Source organism: Ruegeria sp. H9, from assembly GCF_056532915.1.
Genome location: NZ_JBQFNX010000001.1, coordinates 1,527,480 through 1,542,198 on the forward strand (window position 1 = coordinate 1,527,480; position 14,719 = coordinate 1,542,198).

At 57.7% G+C, this 14,719-nt stretch carries 16 protein-coding genes; 7 read left to right on the plus strand and 9 right to left on the minus strand.

The features are described 5' to 3' along the window. Nucleotides 1–6 precede the first annotated feature (6 nt). Genes ACR0CZ_RS07335 through ACR0CZ_RS07345 form a run of 3 tightly spaced genes read left to right on the plus strand, consistent with a single transcriptional unit; the run spans nucleotide 7 to nucleotide 2,092 of the window. On the plus strand, nucleotides 7–687 hold the full coding sequence (locus ACR0CZ_RS07335) for a molecular chaperone DjiA (protein WP_170392133.1): 681 nt from the start codon (nucleotides 7–9) through the stop codon (nucleotides 685–687). Between the two features lie 3 nt (nucleotides 688–690). Then, nucleotides 691–1,683: an endonuclease/exonuclease/phosphatase family protein gene (locus ACR0CZ_RS07340; protein WP_170392131.1), complete on the plus strand. Its 993-nt coding sequence runs from the start codon at nucleotides 691–693 to the stop codon at nucleotides 1,681–1,683. Between the two features lie 37 nt (nucleotides 1,684–1,720). Continuing rightward, entirely contained in the window at nucleotides 1,721–2,092 is a 372-nt protein-coding gene (locus ACR0CZ_RS07345) for a hypothetical protein (protein WP_170392129.1), read from the plus strand. On the opposite strand, the gene ACR0CZ_RS07350 is transcribed toward ACR0CZ_RS07345, so the two are convergent. The 5 genes from ACR0CZ_RS07350 to ACR0CZ_RS07370 all read right to left on the minus strand — a co-directional run bounded on the left by ACR0CZ_RS07350 (nucleotide 2,093) and on the right by ACR0CZ_RS07370 (nucleotide 7,913). Continuing rightward, entirely contained in the window at nucleotides 2,093–3,637 is a 1,545-nt protein-coding gene (locus tag ACR0CZ_RS07350) for a Ppx/GppA family phosphatase (RefSeq protein ID WP_170392127.1), read from the minus strand. A gap of 50 nt (nucleotides 3,638–3,687) precedes the next feature. Then, the gene (locus ACR0CZ_RS07355) at nucleotides 3,688–4,377 is read right to left on the minus strand and encodes an HdaA/DnaA family protein (protein ID WP_170392125.1); all 690 of its coding nucleotides are present in this window, start codon (nucleotides 4,375–4,377) and stop codon (nucleotides 3,688–3,690) included. Next, nucleotides 4,378–5,451 (minus strand): AI-2E family transporter, encoded by a 1,074-nt coding sequence (locus tag ACR0CZ_RS07360; protein WP_170392915.1) that lies wholly within the window; start codon nucleotides 5,449–5,451, stop codon nucleotides 4,378–4,380. A gap of 90 nt (nucleotides 5,452–5,541) precedes the next feature. Beyond that, nucleotides 5,542–6,516 carry an isopenicillin N synthase family dioxygenase gene (locus tag ACR0CZ_RS07365; protein WP_480537013.1) on the minus strand — a complete coding sequence of 325 codons (975 nt, stop codon included), beginning with the start codon at nucleotides 6,514–6,516 and terminating at the stop codon, nucleotides 5,542–5,544. Continuing rightward, nucleotides 6,516–7,913 (minus strand): FAD-dependent oxidoreductase, encoded by a 1,398-nt coding sequence (locus ACR0CZ_RS07370; protein WP_170392914.1) that lies wholly within the window; start codon nucleotides 7,911–7,913, stop codon nucleotides 6,516–6,518. The genes ACR0CZ_RS07365 and ACR0CZ_RS07370 overlap by 1 nt, the downstream gene beginning before the upstream one ends. Before the next feature lie 132 nt (nucleotides 7,914–8,045). On the opposite strand from ACR0CZ_RS07370, the gene proS reads away from it, so the two are divergent. Further along, the gene (proS, locus tag ACR0CZ_RS07375; protein WP_170392121.1) at nucleotides 8,046–9,386 is read left to right on the plus strand and encodes a proline--tRNA ligase; all 1,341 of its coding nucleotides are present in this window, start codon (nucleotides 8,046–8,048) and stop codon (nucleotides 9,384–9,386) included. 30 nt (nucleotides 9,387–9,416) lie between these two features. On the opposite strand, the gene ACR0CZ_RS07380 is transcribed toward proS, so the two are convergent. Next, nucleotides 9,417–9,773 (minus strand): hypothetical protein, encoded by a 357-nt coding sequence (locus tag ACR0CZ_RS07380; protein ID WP_170392119.1) that lies wholly within the window; start codon nucleotides 9,771–9,773, stop codon nucleotides 9,417–9,419. 392 nt (nucleotides 9,774–10,165) lie between these two features. On the opposite strand from ACR0CZ_RS07380, the gene ACR0CZ_RS07385 reads away from it, so the two are divergent. Further along, nucleotides 10,166–11,452 (plus strand): lipoprotein-releasing ABC transporter permease subunit, encoded by a 1,287-nt coding sequence (locus ACR0CZ_RS07385; RefSeq protein WP_170392118.1) that lies wholly within the window; start codon nucleotides 10,166–10,168, stop codon nucleotides 11,450–11,452. Next, nucleotides 11,445–12,131 (plus strand): ABC transporter ATP-binding protein, encoded by a 687-nt coding sequence (locus tag ACR0CZ_RS07390; RefSeq protein WP_170392116.1) that lies wholly within the window; start codon nucleotides 11,445–11,447, stop codon nucleotides 12,129–12,131. Before ACR0CZ_RS07385 ends, ACR0CZ_RS07390 begins: the two co-directional genes overlap by 8 nt. Here the strand turns inward: ACR0CZ_RS07390 and ACR0CZ_RS07395 are convergent. Beyond that, entirely contained in the window at nucleotides 12,115–12,552 is a 438-nt protein-coding gene (locus tag ACR0CZ_RS07395; protein ID WP_170392114.1) for a DMT family transporter, read from the minus strand. The genes ACR0CZ_RS07390 and ACR0CZ_RS07395 overlap by 17 nt on opposite strands. 97 nt (nucleotides 12,553–12,649) lie before the next feature. On the opposite strand from ACR0CZ_RS07395, the gene ACR0CZ_RS07400 reads away from it, so the two are divergent. Further along, complete coding sequence (locus ACR0CZ_RS07400; protein WP_170392112.1) at nucleotides 12,650–13,057, plus strand: c-type cytochrome; 408 nt, start codon at nucleotides 12,650–12,652, stop codon at nucleotides 13,055–13,057. Between the two features lie 5 nt (nucleotides 13,058–13,062). On the opposite strand, the gene ACR0CZ_RS07405 is transcribed toward ACR0CZ_RS07400, so the two are convergent. Both ACR0CZ_RS07405 and ACR0CZ_RS07410 read right to left on the minus strand, forming a co-directional pair. Beyond that, the gene (locus ACR0CZ_RS07405; protein WP_170392110.1) at nucleotides 13,063–13,749 is read right to left on the minus strand and encodes a hypothetical protein; all 687 of its coding nucleotides are present in this window, start codon (nucleotides 13,747–13,749) and stop codon (nucleotides 13,063–13,065) included. Nucleotides 13,750–13,791: 42 nt separating this feature from the next. After that, nucleotides 13,792–14,454 (minus strand): DNA-3-methyladenine glycosylase I, encoded by a 663-nt coding sequence (locus tag ACR0CZ_RS07410; protein ID WP_170392108.1) that lies wholly within the window; start codon nucleotides 14,452–14,454, stop codon nucleotides 13,792–13,794. Nucleotides 14,455–14,719 lie beyond the last annotated feature (265 nt).

Consider the following 14,719-nt stretch of genomic DNA (forward strand, 5'->3'; position numbering starts at 1 on the left):
GCGCCCATGTCGATCTGGTCCAGAATAGCCGACGCGCTGAACGCGCTTGCCCAGGGCGAAAGCCTGACTGCGGTGTTTGAGAAACTGCGCACGCCGCCAGAACGTTCGGTGGCCTTTGCGATTGCTGTCGTGGCGCTTGGCGCCAAGATGGCCAAGGCCGACGGTCAGGTGACGCGGGATGAGGTGACGGCTTTTCGTGAAGTGTTCCAGATCGCGCCCGAAGATGAAGACGGGGCGGCCAAGGTCTTTGACATGGCACGGACAGACGTTGCTGGATATCAGGACTATGCCCGCCGGATTGCCCGCATGTTCGCCGAAGATAGCACCACCCTGTGCGATTTGATGGAAGGGCTGTTTCACATTGCCATGGCGGACGGGTTCTACCATCCGAACGAAAACGAGTTTTTGGAAGAAGTCAGCCGCATTTTCGGCCAGACCGACGCTCAGTTCATGGCCCTGCGCGCGCGTTTCGTACCGGATGCGCCGAAAGACCCCTATACGGTTCTGGGCGTTCCCCGCGACGCTCCTCTGACCGAAATTCGCAAGGTTTGGCGGCAACTGGTGCGAGAAACTCACCCCGATGCGATGCTGGCACGCGGCGTTCCGGAAGAGGCGGTGCGGCTGGCCGAGAAAAAGATGATCGATATCAACCGCGCCTGGGATGAAATCAACGGCGCCCGGGTCTGATCCGTGCGGTTGGCGACCTACAATATCGAATGGTTCGCCAACCTGTTTGATCGCAATGACAGCCTGATTGTCGATAACAGCTGGTCAGGGCGTCACGATGTGACCAAGGCCCGGCAGGTTGAGGCGATCGCAAAGGTGCTGACGGCGATTGATGCCGATGCGATGCTGATCGTCGAAGCCCCCAACACAGGCAAGTCTCAGAATACCGTCCGTTCCTTGCAGCGATTTGCCGAGGCGTTCGGTCTGCGTACAAGCCATGCAATCATGGGATTTCCCAATGATACACATCAGGAATTGGCCCTGCTTTATGATCCCGAAATTCTTACAGCCAAACACGACGCAAGGGAGGCTGAGAACGCGCCGCGTTTCGATGCCGAGTTCCGGATCGACCTGGATGTGGATGCAACCGAGGATCTTGTTCGGTTTTCAAAGCCTCCGATGGAATTGGCGATCCAAACAACCTCAGGGCAGGAGTTTCGACTGATCGGGGCGCATCTGAAGTCCAAAGCGCCCCATGGCGCTGCGTCGCGGGATGAGATGATACGAATTTCGATTGCCAATCGCCGTAAGCAGTTGGCGCAGGCGGTATGGCTGGGTCGACGGGTCCGACATCATTTGACGGAGCAAGAGCCGGTGATTTTGCTGGGCGATCTCAATGACGGACCCGGACTGGATGAGTTCGAACACCTCTTCGGTCGATCGTCGGTCGAGATATTGTTGCAGGCGGGGCTCTATGATCCTCATGCAGCAAGGGCATTGGAACTGCGCCCCGGTTCCGTCCCAGCAACTGCACGATTTGCGCGGCCGAATGAGGGACGGTATCTTGAGGCGTTGTTGGACTACATCATGATTAGCGAGGATTTGCGCGCCCACCGCCCGAACTGGCGCATCTGGCATCCGTTTCGCGATGCCGCCTGCTGGGGCAACCCCGAGCTGAGGGATGCCTTGCTAACCGCATCCGACCACTTCCCGGTGACGTTGGATATCGACCTCTGACCTTTCAACACTCGGCACGCTCGCTTATATTCAAGCTATGCTACGTCTCATGCTGATCAGCGCTGTTTGTACCGCCTTGGCCCTGCCTGCCCAGGCACAGGACGCTTCAGGTAAGTCGCTGATGGAGCGGGGTGCCGAGTTGTTTCTGGAAGGCTTGCGGCAGGAGATGGAGCCAACGATCGAAGACCTGCGTGGATTTGCGGACCAATTTGGTCCGGCTTTACAGTCTTTCATGCGGGAAATGGGTCCAGCGCTGGCTGATTTGGCTGCTCAGGTGCAGGATTGGAGCGCGTATGAAGCGCCCGAGATGTTACCAAACGGCGACATTATCATCCGCAAGAAGCCCAAAGATCAGCCCGAAGAAGTTGTGCCGGAAGAAGAGACTTCTAACGGTTATACCGATATCTGATTATCCCCGAATGATCACTTTGGGTTCTGATTTCAGCGCGCCGGCCAACGAGTTAAAACGGGCCTCGGCGACTTCGTTGAACAATGCGCCTGCCGATTTGGGCAGACGCAGTTCGAGCTTTTGTTTTTTGGGATAGTAACGCATCTTGCCCATGGCTGCGTCGTGCTGCATCCAAAGCATCGCTCCGAACCGTAGTGCTTTGCCCAGGATTTCGGCTTGTTCCTGGCCGCGTTCGTCGAGCAGTTCGTAAAGCTCGGTAAAGCGGCTCCCTTCACGTTTGTTGCGATATCGGTGTTGCAAAGCGAGCCCGATAAAGATCCGCTCGGAATGTTTGATCCCGCTCATGTTGGCGCGGGTGACATTTTCGAAACAGGCCTCGGCCCGGTAATCTGGATGCGCACGCCAACTGACGTCGTGCAGCAGACAAGCTGCCTTGATCAGGCGCAGCATCGGTTCCGGCGCCGAACGGAACAAGGGCATGACAAAATCGAACAGGTGTTTGCCGAAACCGGGCAAGCGCGCGTCTTTCGCTTCGGCAAACCGGCAAGCTTCGATCAACGGATCCCGGTCGCGAAGGCGTTGTGGCATCTGTTCATACAGCAATCCTTCGCGGATGCCGTAGCTTGAAATCGCGATGTCCTTGGGTTTGAACGTGCGGATCAGGCGGGAAAGCACATCCATTGCATAGGGGATCAATGCCATACGCGAGCCCGACACACCGGCCAATGCGCGCAATTCATCAGGATCATTCTGTTCGATGAACTTGATGGTCTCGCGTACCTGACTTTGTGTCATGCGGTATTCGTGCAGTACGTTCAATGGATAGCCTCGGCGCAACATGTCCAGACGTGCGAAGGCGCGCCAGCTGCCGCCGACCAGAAACAGCCGATCACGTTGAGGGCCCATCCGGTCGCGCATCTCTTCCAGCGTCTTCTTGATATGCTCCTTACGCGCCCGGCGACCGCCTTTGATATCGCGCAGCTTGAGCGGCCCCAGGGGCGAAGTCATGCGACGTCCGACCTTGCCGCCTCCGATCTCAGCGAGTTCGACGGACGAGCCACCGATGTCGCAGATCAGCCCATAAGCTCCGGGCCAACCCAGCAGCACGCCCTGAGCTGAGAGCCGTGCTTCTTCCTCGCCATCGACAACGTTGATGATCAGGCCGGTTTCGGCTTTTGCCTGCGCGCAGAAATCCGGTCCATCGCTGGCCTCGCGCACCGCAGCGGTGGCGACCGCGTGCAGGGCGGGCAGGCCGAGGTCTCTGGCAAGATGCTGAAACCTGTGCAAGGCAGCCAGCGCCCGTTTGCGACCTTCAGGGTTCAGTCGGCCGGTCTCTGACAGGCCGGCGCCCAGTTCGCACATCACCTTTTCATTGTAGAAATAGGCCGGTGAGCGCGCCGCACCGTCAAAAATCACCATCCGGACCGAGTTCGATCCGATATCGACAACCCCGACCCGGGAAAGTGCACGGGCGCCCGGATCTTCGAACAGCGGCCTTCCGAACAGCCCGTGATCCGGGAAATCAGTCTCGGCAATCTTGGTCATGGTGTCCCCAGGTCTTTTGCGCGACAGGATGCGAGATCACCCTTGTCCGGTCAATTGCAGGCATCCGATTGTTCGGCTTCTGTGTTCAATAGACGCACCGCCAGCGCACGGGTGATGTCGCGTTTTTCGGTCAGCGCAATTTCGTCCAGCTGTTCGACGACGCGGGCGGCGGTTTCAAAGCTGCGATTCATGTGCTTGACCAGATAGGCTATGACATCAGGCCCCGGATTGAGCTGCCGGTCGGTGAATAGCTTCGCCAGCACTGCGCCCAGCAACGCATCGTCCGGCCCTTCAAGCGACACATGATGCGCACCTTCGGCCCGGCTTTGCAGATCGGCCAGCGGCAGATGCCACAGTTTCGGCGTCGTGCGCCCGGTCATCAGCAAGGCGTGGCCCTCGGCCAGAACCAGATTGTGCAAATGGAACAGAGTTTTCTGCTGCTCGACGTCCGCCGCGATTACTGGCACATCTTCGACCGCCACCGGACCGCGCGCCAGGTCCGGCACGTCGTCATATCGAAGCGCGGCGGCTTGTACGATTCGACCGCCGGTCTCGCCGGCCCAGACATGCGCCAGATGGGTCTTGCCCGATCCTGCAGGGCCGCTCAGCACCAGTTTGTTGCCAGGCCATGAGGTGGCAGAGATCATCGCAACAGCTAGCGCATTAGCAGGCGAGACGAAAAAGTCTTCGCGGCCCAAGGCAGTCTTGGACGGCAGATCAAAGCTGAGCTGCATGGCCATTTATTCGTCTTCCTGATTGAGCCCTTCAAGCCCGGTATATAGGCGGCTGTGCAGATACTGCTCGGTCGCAAACCGTGCCAGCACGCCCAAGGCAGCCGCTACAGGTACTGCGATCAGCATTCCAACAAAGCCGAACAGCGCGCCGAAGACCGACAAGGCCAGCAGCAGCCAGACCGGGTGCAGGCCCACCGAACTACCGACGAGTTTGGGCGTCAGGAAGTTGCCCTCGGTCACCTGTCCGATAGCAAAAATACCGGCGACCAAACCGATATGTGCCCAATCCCCCCAGAACTGAAACAGGGCCAGGCCTATGGCTAGGGTGCCTCCGATCAGGGCGCCCAAATAAGGGATGAAGGTTACCAGTCCTGCAATGAAGCCGACGATCAGGCCGAATTGCAGACCGACCAGCATCAATGCGACAGCATAGTAGGTGCCGAGGATCAGGCAGACGGTACCCATTCCACGCACGAATGAGGCAAGAACGGCGTCGATTTCACCAGCAAGTCGTTTGATCGTGGGGGCGTGATCACGCGGCAAGAGCTCTCCGATCCGGGTGATCATGCGATCCCAATCCATCAGCAGATAAACCGCGACAACCGGTACGATAACCAGCAGGACGACGACATTTATTGCTGAACCCAATGAGGCCAGAACGGTTTGCAGCACATCGCCGGTTTTTGATTTCAGCGTCTCGCCAAATGACACCAGCATCTGGTGGGTATTTGATTCGCGATCGAGCAAAGCCGGGAATTGTTTCTCAATAAAGGCGCGCAGTTCTTTAAAAAGGCTTGGCAAAACATCAATCAGATCCAGTAGCTGTGTGATCAACGCGGGCACAACCATAAGAATCATCAAAACAAAACCAAACACGCCGACAACGGTAATGATCCCGGTCGCAGCCATGCGCGAAAGGCCGAGTGTTTCCAGGCGGTCCGCAACGGGATCAAGGAAATATGCAATCGCACCACCGATCACAAAGGGCAGCAAGACATCGCCCAACAGGTACAAAAGCAGCACGAAAACAGCGGCGGCAATGCCCCAGTATCTAAGCTGATCCTTCACCGGCAAGGCCATGGCGCAATCCCTCGTTTGCACAGCATTGCCGTGTTCTTGGCCCATGACGCCCGGCGATGCAAGCGGTTCATGGCGCGCGATTTTTATACCCTAGTCTGTCAGAGTACCCAGTTCCGGTGTCTCACCTGTGGCCATTTCATCAGGCCAGTTGGTGCGCCAGATTTCCGCCGACCAGTGTCCGCAATGTACCTTCGGGCGATCAAAGCCGGGCAGGGCAGGCAGCAGTGGCGCAACCACCACATCGTGGCGCGGAACGGCGAAATAAGGGAAGGAATAGCGTTCACGCCCGGATCGATTAACCACGCGATGCGGGGTCGATTTCAACCGCCCGCCCGACCACAGTTCCAGCATGTCGCCGATATTGACCACGAAGCCGCCGGGCGGGCAGTCCGGTGTGATCCAGCCGCCGGTGCGGGTCTGCACCTCAAGTCCTCCGACCGGATCGGGAGCGATTATTGTCAGCGCGTCGGTGTCCTTATGCGGATGAATTCCATAGCCAAGCTCATCCGGGGATTGTGGCGGATAGTGTAGCAGGGTCATGTTGGTCATCGGGTCGCGGAAGGCGTCGCATAGTATGTTGGGCGGGATTTTTAACCCCACTTCCAATGCACCCAGCAAAAGATCTGTCACGCCATCAAGCTGTAGCCAGTAATCCAGTATTACCGCGCGGGCCTGGGGCACTTCTCGGGGCCAGATATTCGGGCCGTAAAGTGCGCATTCAACCCGGATCGGCGCATCTTCGGCTGCTTCGAAATGCAGCTTGTACCCTTCGTACTTATCCGCCGCGCCCGAGCCGTCATTGGGCGTGAAGAACCCCATCGGAATGTACCCACGATAGTTTTCGCGGGTGATGGCCTGATCCCATTTTCGGGCCTCGTCGATATCAAAGATCGCACTGACACACTCGCGCACCTGCTCGATGTGCTCAGGCGCGATGCCTGTTCCTGTGATCGACAGAAACCCGATACTGGTGCAGGCATCCATGATCTGCGCGACCGTTGCTTGATACAGCGGACTAGAAGGATCAGTCAGCGGGCTGATATCTATGGTCGGAATATGCTCCATTAGGTAATTCTCACGCCTTGCCGTTCCAGTTCCTTATGCACAGGAGCAAGGTTCATACTGTCGAGCTCCTGATTGCTTTTCAGCGATAAGGCCGCCGCGATCCCTGCGCCCTGACCCATCACCGCGCAGCAGGACATGTTGCGCGTCGCGGCGTGAGCGACCCGATCCGCGCCATGGGACCGGCCCGCAACCAACAGGCCCTTGATCCCTTTGGGAAGCATCGAGCGATACGGAATCTGCATATATCGCCCCGTGGTCGGCAAGATCAGAATGCCGTAGCCATCGATGAATTCAGGGTAGATACCGATGGAATCCTCGAACTGGCCCTGATGTCGGGCATCGGTTTCGGTCATGTTGTAGACGGCATCGATCTTGCGCGTATCCCGAATGCCGATGGTCATTCCGAAATTGCGTAGACGTGCGTTTTCGCACCCCGGCATGAAACGGCGGAGGGCATCAATGGCCAGCATCGCCTGTCGGCGGCCTTCGATTTCACCAAAGGTCAGGCTTTCGGGGTCGGTTCCATCGATCTGGTCCATATGAATCAGGTTCATATAGGTCAGTTCTCCGGTATCGTGCATCGCCCCCCAGGTCCCCGCGATCGTGTTCAAATGAGCCGGTATCAGGCCCTCATCAATCGCCTGCTGGAAGGGTTTCTTGACGAAGGGCGAGAACATGTCGTCCTCTTTGCCCGAGGTTTCGATATTCCATTCGCCTCCGCCACCCCAGTCTTTATAGGTCTGCGGGTCGGCTTTGACACCTTCAATAAAGGCCCGTTTGTCGACACCGGCCAGATGGAACATCACTGAGGCCGCCATCATGTCCTCGCGTGGCGTCTTGTGCGTCGGGGCGCCCGCGCGATGCGCTACATCTGCATCCCCTGTGGCGTCGATAACAACCTTGGCCAAGATCGCCTCACGCCCCGCTTTGGATTCGGTAATCACCCCAGTGATGCGATCCCCCTCCATGATCGGGGCGACGAATTGCCGGTGCAACATCGGATGGACGCCAGCCTCTTCAACCAGCTTGTCGGCCACCAGCTTGAAGCCCTCGCTGTCCAGTTCGTAGCTGAGCGATTGGCTTTCAGGCACTGCTGCACCCATCTCTTTGGCGCGGGTTTCGAACTCCATGCCGATGCCTCCGGCCTCGACAGTTTGTTCGTGGCGATACCAGGCAAAACCTTCGACGCCGACTGCCGTAATATTCCCACCCATGCAACCGAATCTATCCATCAAGGAAACTTCGGCCCCAGCGCGTGCGGCAGCCAGCGCTGCTGACAATCCAGCGGGGCCCGAGCCCACAACCAATACGTCTGTCTGATGAACAACGGGGATCTGGCGGGCGGGTTCGGTGATTGTTTGCATTGCTGCCTCGCGGTTGAACGTTTGCGCCAACATTGAAAACCCCGGCGGTGCGGTCAATCAAAAAACCGACTGCGCATGGGTCGCAAAACACCGATGTGCGATTGCCCCCGGCTAGGCTTTGGAATAATCACCTTGCAGCGAAATTCTCACCCGTAAGGTTACGTTATGCGCCTCAGCCGTTACTTTCTGCCCGTTCTCAAGGAAAACCCCTCGGAGGCTCAGATCGTCAGCCACCGGCTGATGCTGCGTGCCGGGATGATCAAACAGGCCGCCGCCGGGATTTATTCCTGGTTGCCATTGGGCTTCAAAGTTCTGCGCAAGCTGGAGAACATTGTGCATGAAGAGCAGGCGCGGGCTGGGCACATCGCGATCCAGATGCCGATTCTGCAATCAGCCGACCTTTGGCGCGAATCCGGTCGTTATGACGATTATGGCCAGGAAATGCTGCGCATGCAGGACCGCCACGGTCGCGATATGCTGTACACGCCGACCGCCGAGGAACTGGTGACCGACATCTTCCGCGGCCACGTGAGCAGCTACAAAGACCTGCCGCTGACGCTCTATCAGATTCAGTGGAAGTTCCGCGATGAAATCCGCCCACGTTTCGGCGTGATGCGGGGGCGCGAGTTCTACATGAAGGACGGATACAATTTCGATCTGACCAAAGAAGACGCGCTGCACGCCTATAACCGCCACTTGGTCAGCTATCTGCGCACTTATGAGCGGATGGGTCTGCAAGCCATCCCAATGCGCGCTGATTCTGGACCTATCGGCGGTGACTACACGCATGAGTTCCTGGTTCTGGCCGATACTGGTGAATCCGAGGTCTTTTATGACAGCGCGGTAACCGATCTGACCTTCGGCGATCGTGAGATCGACTATGATAGCCGCAAACAGTGTCAGGCGATCCTCGAAGAGTTCACTTCTAAATACGCCCGCACGGACGAAACCCACGACGAAGCCCTGTTCAACCAAATCCCCGAAAACCGCCGCCGCGTGGCGCGTGGTATCGAAGTGGGGCAGATCTTTTATTTTGGCACCCAGTATTCCGAAGCTCTTGGAGCGACTGTGCAAGGCCCGGATGGCAAGCCGGTTCCGGTGCATATGGGCAGCCACGGCATCGGCGTTAGCCGCCTGATCGGTGCGATCATCGAAGCCAGCCATGACGACAAGGGCATTATCTGGCCCGAAGGCGTGACTCCATTCCATTGCGGCATCGTGAACTTGAAGCAAGGCGATGAAGAGGCGGACGCGGCGTGCGATAAACTCTACAGCGCGTTGACCGCACTGGGGCTTGAGCCGCTTTATGATGATCGGAATGAACGGGCAGGGGGCAAGTTTGCCACCATGGACCTGATCGGTCTGCCGTGGCGCATCACTGTGGGTCCGCGTGGATTGAAGAATGGTGTTGTCGAACTCACCAGCCGCCGTACCGGCGAAAGTGAGGAGCTCAGCCCCGATGCGGCCGTCACCAAGATCGCAGAAATCTATGAGGGCATCGCCTGAACAAGGCGGTGCAACCTTCGGCGGTTTAGCTCAGGAAGCTGAGGTCGGACGTGCGGTCAGGAAATCGCCGTCCGCTTCGCTGCCGCGTGCGACCACGATCGGGCGACCAAAGCGGCGTACAAGTTCCGCCAGTTCGAAGCCCAGAAACCGCAATCCACAGACGCGTTCGTCAGTGGCGCGATCCGTGATGCACAGCCGCCCCTGCCGGAAAGCAAGGCGATAGCCTTTGTCCCGCAGTATGTCGGCCAAACCGGCCCAGCTTGCTGCGCTTGTGAAAACTGGCCTGATCGCTGCCCGCAACAATACGGCGCTTTCGCAATCCAGTTCTGTTGCTGCTGAACGGGCAGTAATCGGGCCCGTACCTTCCATATGTTCTTGAATACCCATGAGCGTGCCTCCGCCCTTAAACTCTTAAAATGTGTCCCCCACACAAATAGGGTGACAAAGTTTCTCACACTAATCAATTTGTGAAACAATATTTCGCACCTGAATGTTGCGATTGTGACTCAGTCGGGTGCTGATATCTCACATTGACTTCATAACTGAAACAATAAGCCCTTGTCTGTGAAGGGGTTCACAACCATTGGTATAATTTGCGGCCAGTGATTTCTCGCGCTGCCGCTGATGAGTTGGCGCTTGGGGCAAATGATTCGTTTCAAACTGTTCTTTTCGCCCCTTTATCGGGCGCAGTAACGCCGAACCGGTGTCCGCACGATAACTGGCTTGACCATCCGGCGAAATGTCGAAAGGGTCGCGAAAAATCTGAACCCGAGGCAGGAATGGCCAAATCTCCCCCGCCCTTTGCCCCTTTCGAATGGAAAATCGCCTGGCGATACCTCCGTGCCCGTAGGGCCGAAGGGGGCGTTAGCGTGATGACCTGGATCTCGCTGATCGGGATTACGCTCGCTGTGTTCGCTCTGATCGCGACGCTGGCTGTTCGGTCCGGATTCCGGTCAGAATTCGTGGGCACTATTCTTGGGGCCAACGCACATGTCACGGTGTATTCCGCCGGAGAAATCGATGCGCAGGGGCGGCTAGACCGCACCATCACGGATTTCGATGGAATGGCCGAGCGGATCGCGCAGGTGCCGGGGGTCGAACGGGCAGCACCGCTTGTCAAAGGGCAGGTGCTGATCACCAATGCGGACCGCAGTTCAGGCGTGCAGGTCTTTGGCATTCGTCCCGACGATCTGGCCGAGTTGCCCGGTATTGCAGAAAGCGAAGAGGCCTATGGTGACCTGTCCCGGTTCCCGGACGGCATCGCCATCGGCTCGGGCGTGGCGCGGGCCATCGGGGCGACGGTGGGAGATCGGGTCAAGCTGACCTCGCCCAACGGTGTCAAAACCGCATTTGGCACATCTCCCCGCGTGAACGCTTATGAGGTGGTCTATGTCTTTTCTGCCGGGCGCTATGACATCGACCGCACGCGCGTCTACATGCCGTTTGCCGAGGCGCAAAGCTTCTTCAACCGTGAAGGCGTGGCGGACGAGATCGAAGTGATGGTCGAGCGCCCCGAAGAGCTGACCCCGATCCTGATTCCGATCCTTGAGGCCGCAGGTGAGCGCAGCCAGATATGGACTTGGCAGGATGTCTCAGGAGGATTCCTGCGAGCGCTGGAGGTCGAAGACAATGTGATGTTCATCATCCTGTCGATCCTCGTGCTGATTGCAGCAATGAACATCGTCTCGGGGTTGATTATGCTGGTGAAGAACAAAGGGCGCGACATCGGTATCTTACGCACCATCGGGCTCAGCGAAGGATCAGTGCTGCGGGTGTTCTTCATTTGCGGGGCCTTTACGGGAATCATCGGAACAGCGATGGGCGTCGTACTGGGCTGCCTCTTCGCTATCTATATCGATCCGATTTTTTCCTTCGTGAACTACGTCATGGGTGGCGGCGTCTGGGACCCGTCCATTCGCGGCATCTACGCATTGCCCGCCGAATTGCACCTGTCTGACGTCATGAAAGCGATAGGGCTGTCACTTGGCCTGTCTTTCCTTGTCACCTATTTCCCGGCTCGTCGCGCAGCGCGGCTGAACCCGGTTGAGGCGCTGCGCTATGAGTGATGTGACTTTAAGGCTCAGCGGTCTGACCAAGACCTATCTGCAAGGCACCCCGGGAGAGGTGCAGGTTCTGCGCGGTGCCGATCTGGAGCTGCGCGCGGGTGAGGCTGTGGCATTGGTTGCGCCATCCGGGGCGGGCAAGTCGACCCTGCTGCATATCGCGGGCCTGCTGGATATCCCGGATACCGGCGAAGTCGAAGTCGCAGGGCAGGGCGCGACGGGCAAAGGGGATCGCACGCGCACAGCGATCCGTCGGCGCGATGTTGGCTTCGTCTATCAGTTCCACCATCTGTTGCCTGAGTTTACGGCGCTGGAGAACATCGTGTTGCCGCAACTGGCAAACGGTGCTTCCGAGAAAGCAGCGCAAGCCCGTGCGATGCAGTTACTTGATCGCGTTGGCGTCGCTCCGCGCGCAGATCACCGGCCAGCAGCCTTGTCGGGCGGAGAACAACAGCGCGTGGCCTTCTGCCGGGCACTGGCAAATCAGCCACGTGTGCTGCTGGCGGATGAGCCAACCGGCAATCTGGACCCCGATACCTCGGATCAGGTGTTTGCGGCCCTTATGGCGCTGGTCCGGGATGAGGGGCTTTCGGCGCTGATCGCGACGCATAACCTTGATCTGGCGGCGCGGATGGACCGGATGTTGCGGCTGGAGGGTGGCGTGCTCAGGCCAGCTGAGTGATTGCGACCCCGATTGCCATCACCGTAATGCCTCCTGCCCGCATGAATGTCAGCGGCGTAACCTGAGCGCCGAACAGACCGAAATGGTCAATCGCAGCTGTGCTGATCAACTGGCCGAGCAAGACGAAAAACACCGCATTGCCCACGCCAAAATGTGGGGCCACATGGGTGATTGATAGCACATAGAAGGCGATTAATACGCCGCCCAGCAGCAGATGTTTGGGGGCTTGGGTGAGTTTGGCAAAGGCATCGGATCCACCGAGTACCAACAGCGCCAGCGCTGAAGCGACAAACGCGATCGCGAACAGGATGACGGCGGCCGCATTGGGTGAGCCGATCAACTTGCCTAATGCGGCGTTCAGCGCGGCGAGGATGGGAACGCCGATCCCGGCGGCCAGCATGATGGCTGCGTATTGTGTCATTGCCTTTTGTCCCTGCGCCTATTTCGTTGATCTGGATCATTGCGTCAGCGCGACCTCCCGGCAAGTCTCGAATTGCAAGGCAGGAGGGAGAAAAGTGATGATCCGATCAATACTTGGCGCAGGCGCGCTGACTGTACTTACCATGATACCACAGGCCTCTTCAGCTCAGGACGTGGAGACCGGGGCCGAGCTGTATCAGCACTATTGCGCTACCTGTCATGGGCTGGATGCAACCGGGCATGGGCCAATGGCCGGGGTGCTGGTGATCCAGCCAACAAACCTGAGAACGCTGGCCGATGCAAATGGTGTATTTCCGACAGCGCGCGTCGTGGCGCGGATTGACGGGCGCGAACCGTTGGTCAGCCATGGCAGCCCGATGCCGGTTTATGGCCCCTATTTCGAAGGTAACGACACCGCGATCAAAACGCCGGAAGGGCAGCCAATCCTGACCAGCAAGCCAATCGTGGATCTAGTGGCTTACCTGAAGACCCTGCAAGTAAACTAACAAGCTCAGCGACAGATGCCATTAATCTCTGCGCCCGCCCAGGGTATCAGGACGGAGCTTTCACGCCTGTTACCGGGCAATTTCGAGACTTCGAATTGCGCGCTTAGCATATCGTGCAGGCGCTTGGTTCGAGGTGCGTCGGGGTCGAGCGCCCGGCAGCAAACATATTCCTCGACGATGGCGCCCTGCTGTTCGTAGCCATAGGCCAGAAAATCGGGCGAAGTATCAAGGTCGAACAGGTAAGGATCGTCCTTCCGGCCATGCTCTGCCGCAGCGCGGAACGGGTGATAACCAGTTGTCTTGCGATTTTGCCACTGCCAGACATGGGTTAATTCATGCGCAAGCAACATTGCCCCGATCAGGTTCACCTGATCGGGGTACTGGCTCATGTAGTCGTCCAGATACCAGTCCTTCGTGAAGTATACATGATTGAACAGCGCAACGCCCGCGGGTTTGCCGGTCACGGTTTCCTCTTTGACAGGTGGTAAGATCCGTTCACGGCAGGCAACCCGAGGGCGGGCTTTGCGGGTAAATGTAACCGCTGCGACGGGGGCACCCTCTACCAATCGCACACGATCCAGATTCAATGTGTCTCCGTGGATTTTACTGACAAACGCGCGCTCGTGATCGGTTAGAGGTCGACCACAGGCTACACATAGAAACAGCAATGAAATCAACAGGGGGCGGATCATGGCATTAAGCCTAATGCGGCAGCTCGGCGCTGCAAGTCGTTTTCAAAGGCTCATCGCTAGAACCCGGCTGATTTCCGTCAGCGATCGCCCGGATTGTTCCATCCATATATTGAACGCGGCCTGCACCGCGGCCATTGCTTTTTTGGAGGTTGCAGGTTTGTCGATAACGCCCTCAGCGATCAGACGAGCTGTTACATCTTGGGACAGAATAAAGCTGTCCCGACCGGCAAATCGCATAGCATACTGCGCCGAAGCACCGCCAAGCCGCGATCCGCGCTTGGCGAGCATCTGTAGCAAGCCGACATAATCCTGTGATGGCCACCCGCCCAGAATTTGCCCGACGCCACCTTCCGCGCGGAGTTCCAGCAGAAACGCGGCATTGTCGCGCACTGTGGCAATCTTAGTTCCGTTGCGGACAATGCGGGTGTCCTGCAGCAGTGCGTCGAATTTCTCGTCATCCATGAATGCGCAGCGTCCAATGTCGAAGCCGTCAAATGCCGTTTCGAATCCGTCCCACTTCGATTCGATCACTTTCCAGTTAAACCCTGCCTGGAACACGGTTTTCGTAATAATCGATAACCAGCGATCATCTGACATCGCCACCAATTCGGCGATTGGTTTAGGCTTGCTTAGCTTGCTTTCCAGTTCGGCGGGGCCGCCGTGGCGATCAGCCGATATCTGGTAGATCTTTTCAAAGTGACGCATCTCCCAGACCCTCCCTTATCCAGATGCTGCCTTATTAAGAAGATTTGACAAGGCAAATCAGATCTTGAGTTGAAGCGCGTGTTTTATATTGACTAGTCAATCAATATCTTTGACGGTTCCGAACTGACGGTGTTAAGTGTGTGTATTGCCGAGTGGAGCAGCAGGGATGGGTCGTGTTTTCACGCTTGATGAAGCGCGTCGGACCTGGAACAACTGTTCCCTTTCCTTTTTCGGCTAAACTTGTGCATGTTGCGAAATGTGCTGT

Bases quoted from the DNA above. Each gene is read 5' to 3' on its own strand.
- ACR0CZ_RS07335 (WP_170392133.1), top strand. From the start codon at position 7: ATGTCGATCTGGTCCAGAATAGCCGACGCGCTGAACGCGCTTGCCCAG.
- ACR0CZ_RS07345 (WP_170392129.1), top strand. From the start codon at position 1,721: ATGCTACGTCTCATGCTGATCAGCGCTGTTTGTACCGCCTTGGCCCTG.
- ACR0CZ_RS07350 (WP_170392127.1), bottom strand. From the start codon at position 3,637: ATGACCAAGATTGCCGAGACTGATTTCCCGGATCACGGGCTGTTCGGA.
- ACR0CZ_RS07355 (WP_170392125.1), bottom strand. From the start codon at position 4,377: ATGGCCATGCAGCTCAGCTTTGATCTGCCGTCCAAGACTGCCTTGGGC.
- ACR0CZ_RS07360 (WP_170392915.1), bottom strand. From the start codon at position 5,451: ATGGCCTTGCCGGTGAAGGATCAGCTTAGATACTGGGGCATTGCCGCC.
- ACR0CZ_RS07365 (WP_480537013.1), bottom strand. From the start codon at position 6,516: ATGGAGCATATTCCGACCATAGATATCAGCCCGCTGACTGATCCTTCT.
- ACR0CZ_RS07370 (WP_170392914.1), bottom strand. From the start codon at position 7,913: ATGTTGGCGCAAACGTTCAACCGCGAGGCAGCAATGCAAACAATCACC.
- proS (WP_170392121.1), top strand. From the start codon at position 8,046: ATGCGCCTCAGCCGTTACTTTCTGCCCGTTCTCAAGGAAAACCCCTCG.
- ACR0CZ_RS07380 (WP_170392119.1), bottom strand. From the start codon at position 9,773: ATGGGTATTCAAGAACATATGGAAGGTACGGGCCCGATTACTGCCCGT.
- ACR0CZ_RS07385 (WP_170392118.1), top strand. From the start codon at position 10,166: ATGGCCAAATCTCCCCCGCCCTTTGCCCCTTTCGAATGGAAAATCGCC.
- ACR0CZ_RS07390 (WP_170392116.1), top strand. From the start codon at position 11,445: ATGAGTGATGTGACTTTAAGGCTCAGCGGTCTGACCAAGACCTATCTG.
- ACR0CZ_RS07395 (WP_170392114.1), bottom strand. From the start codon at position 12,552: ATGACACAATACGCAGCCATCATGCTGGCCGCCGGGATCGGCGTTCCC.
- ACR0CZ_RS07400 (WP_170392112.1), top strand. From the start codon at position 12,650: ATGATCCGATCAATACTTGGCGCAGGCGCGCTGACTGTACTTACCATG.
- ACR0CZ_RS07405 (WP_170392110.1), bottom strand. From the start codon at position 13,749: ATGATCCGCCCCCTGTTGATTTCATTGCTGTTTCTATGTGTAGCCTGT.
- ACR0CZ_RS07410 (WP_170392108.1), bottom strand. From the start codon at position 14,454: ATGCGTCACTTTGAAAAGATCTACCAGATATCGGCTGATCGCCACGGC.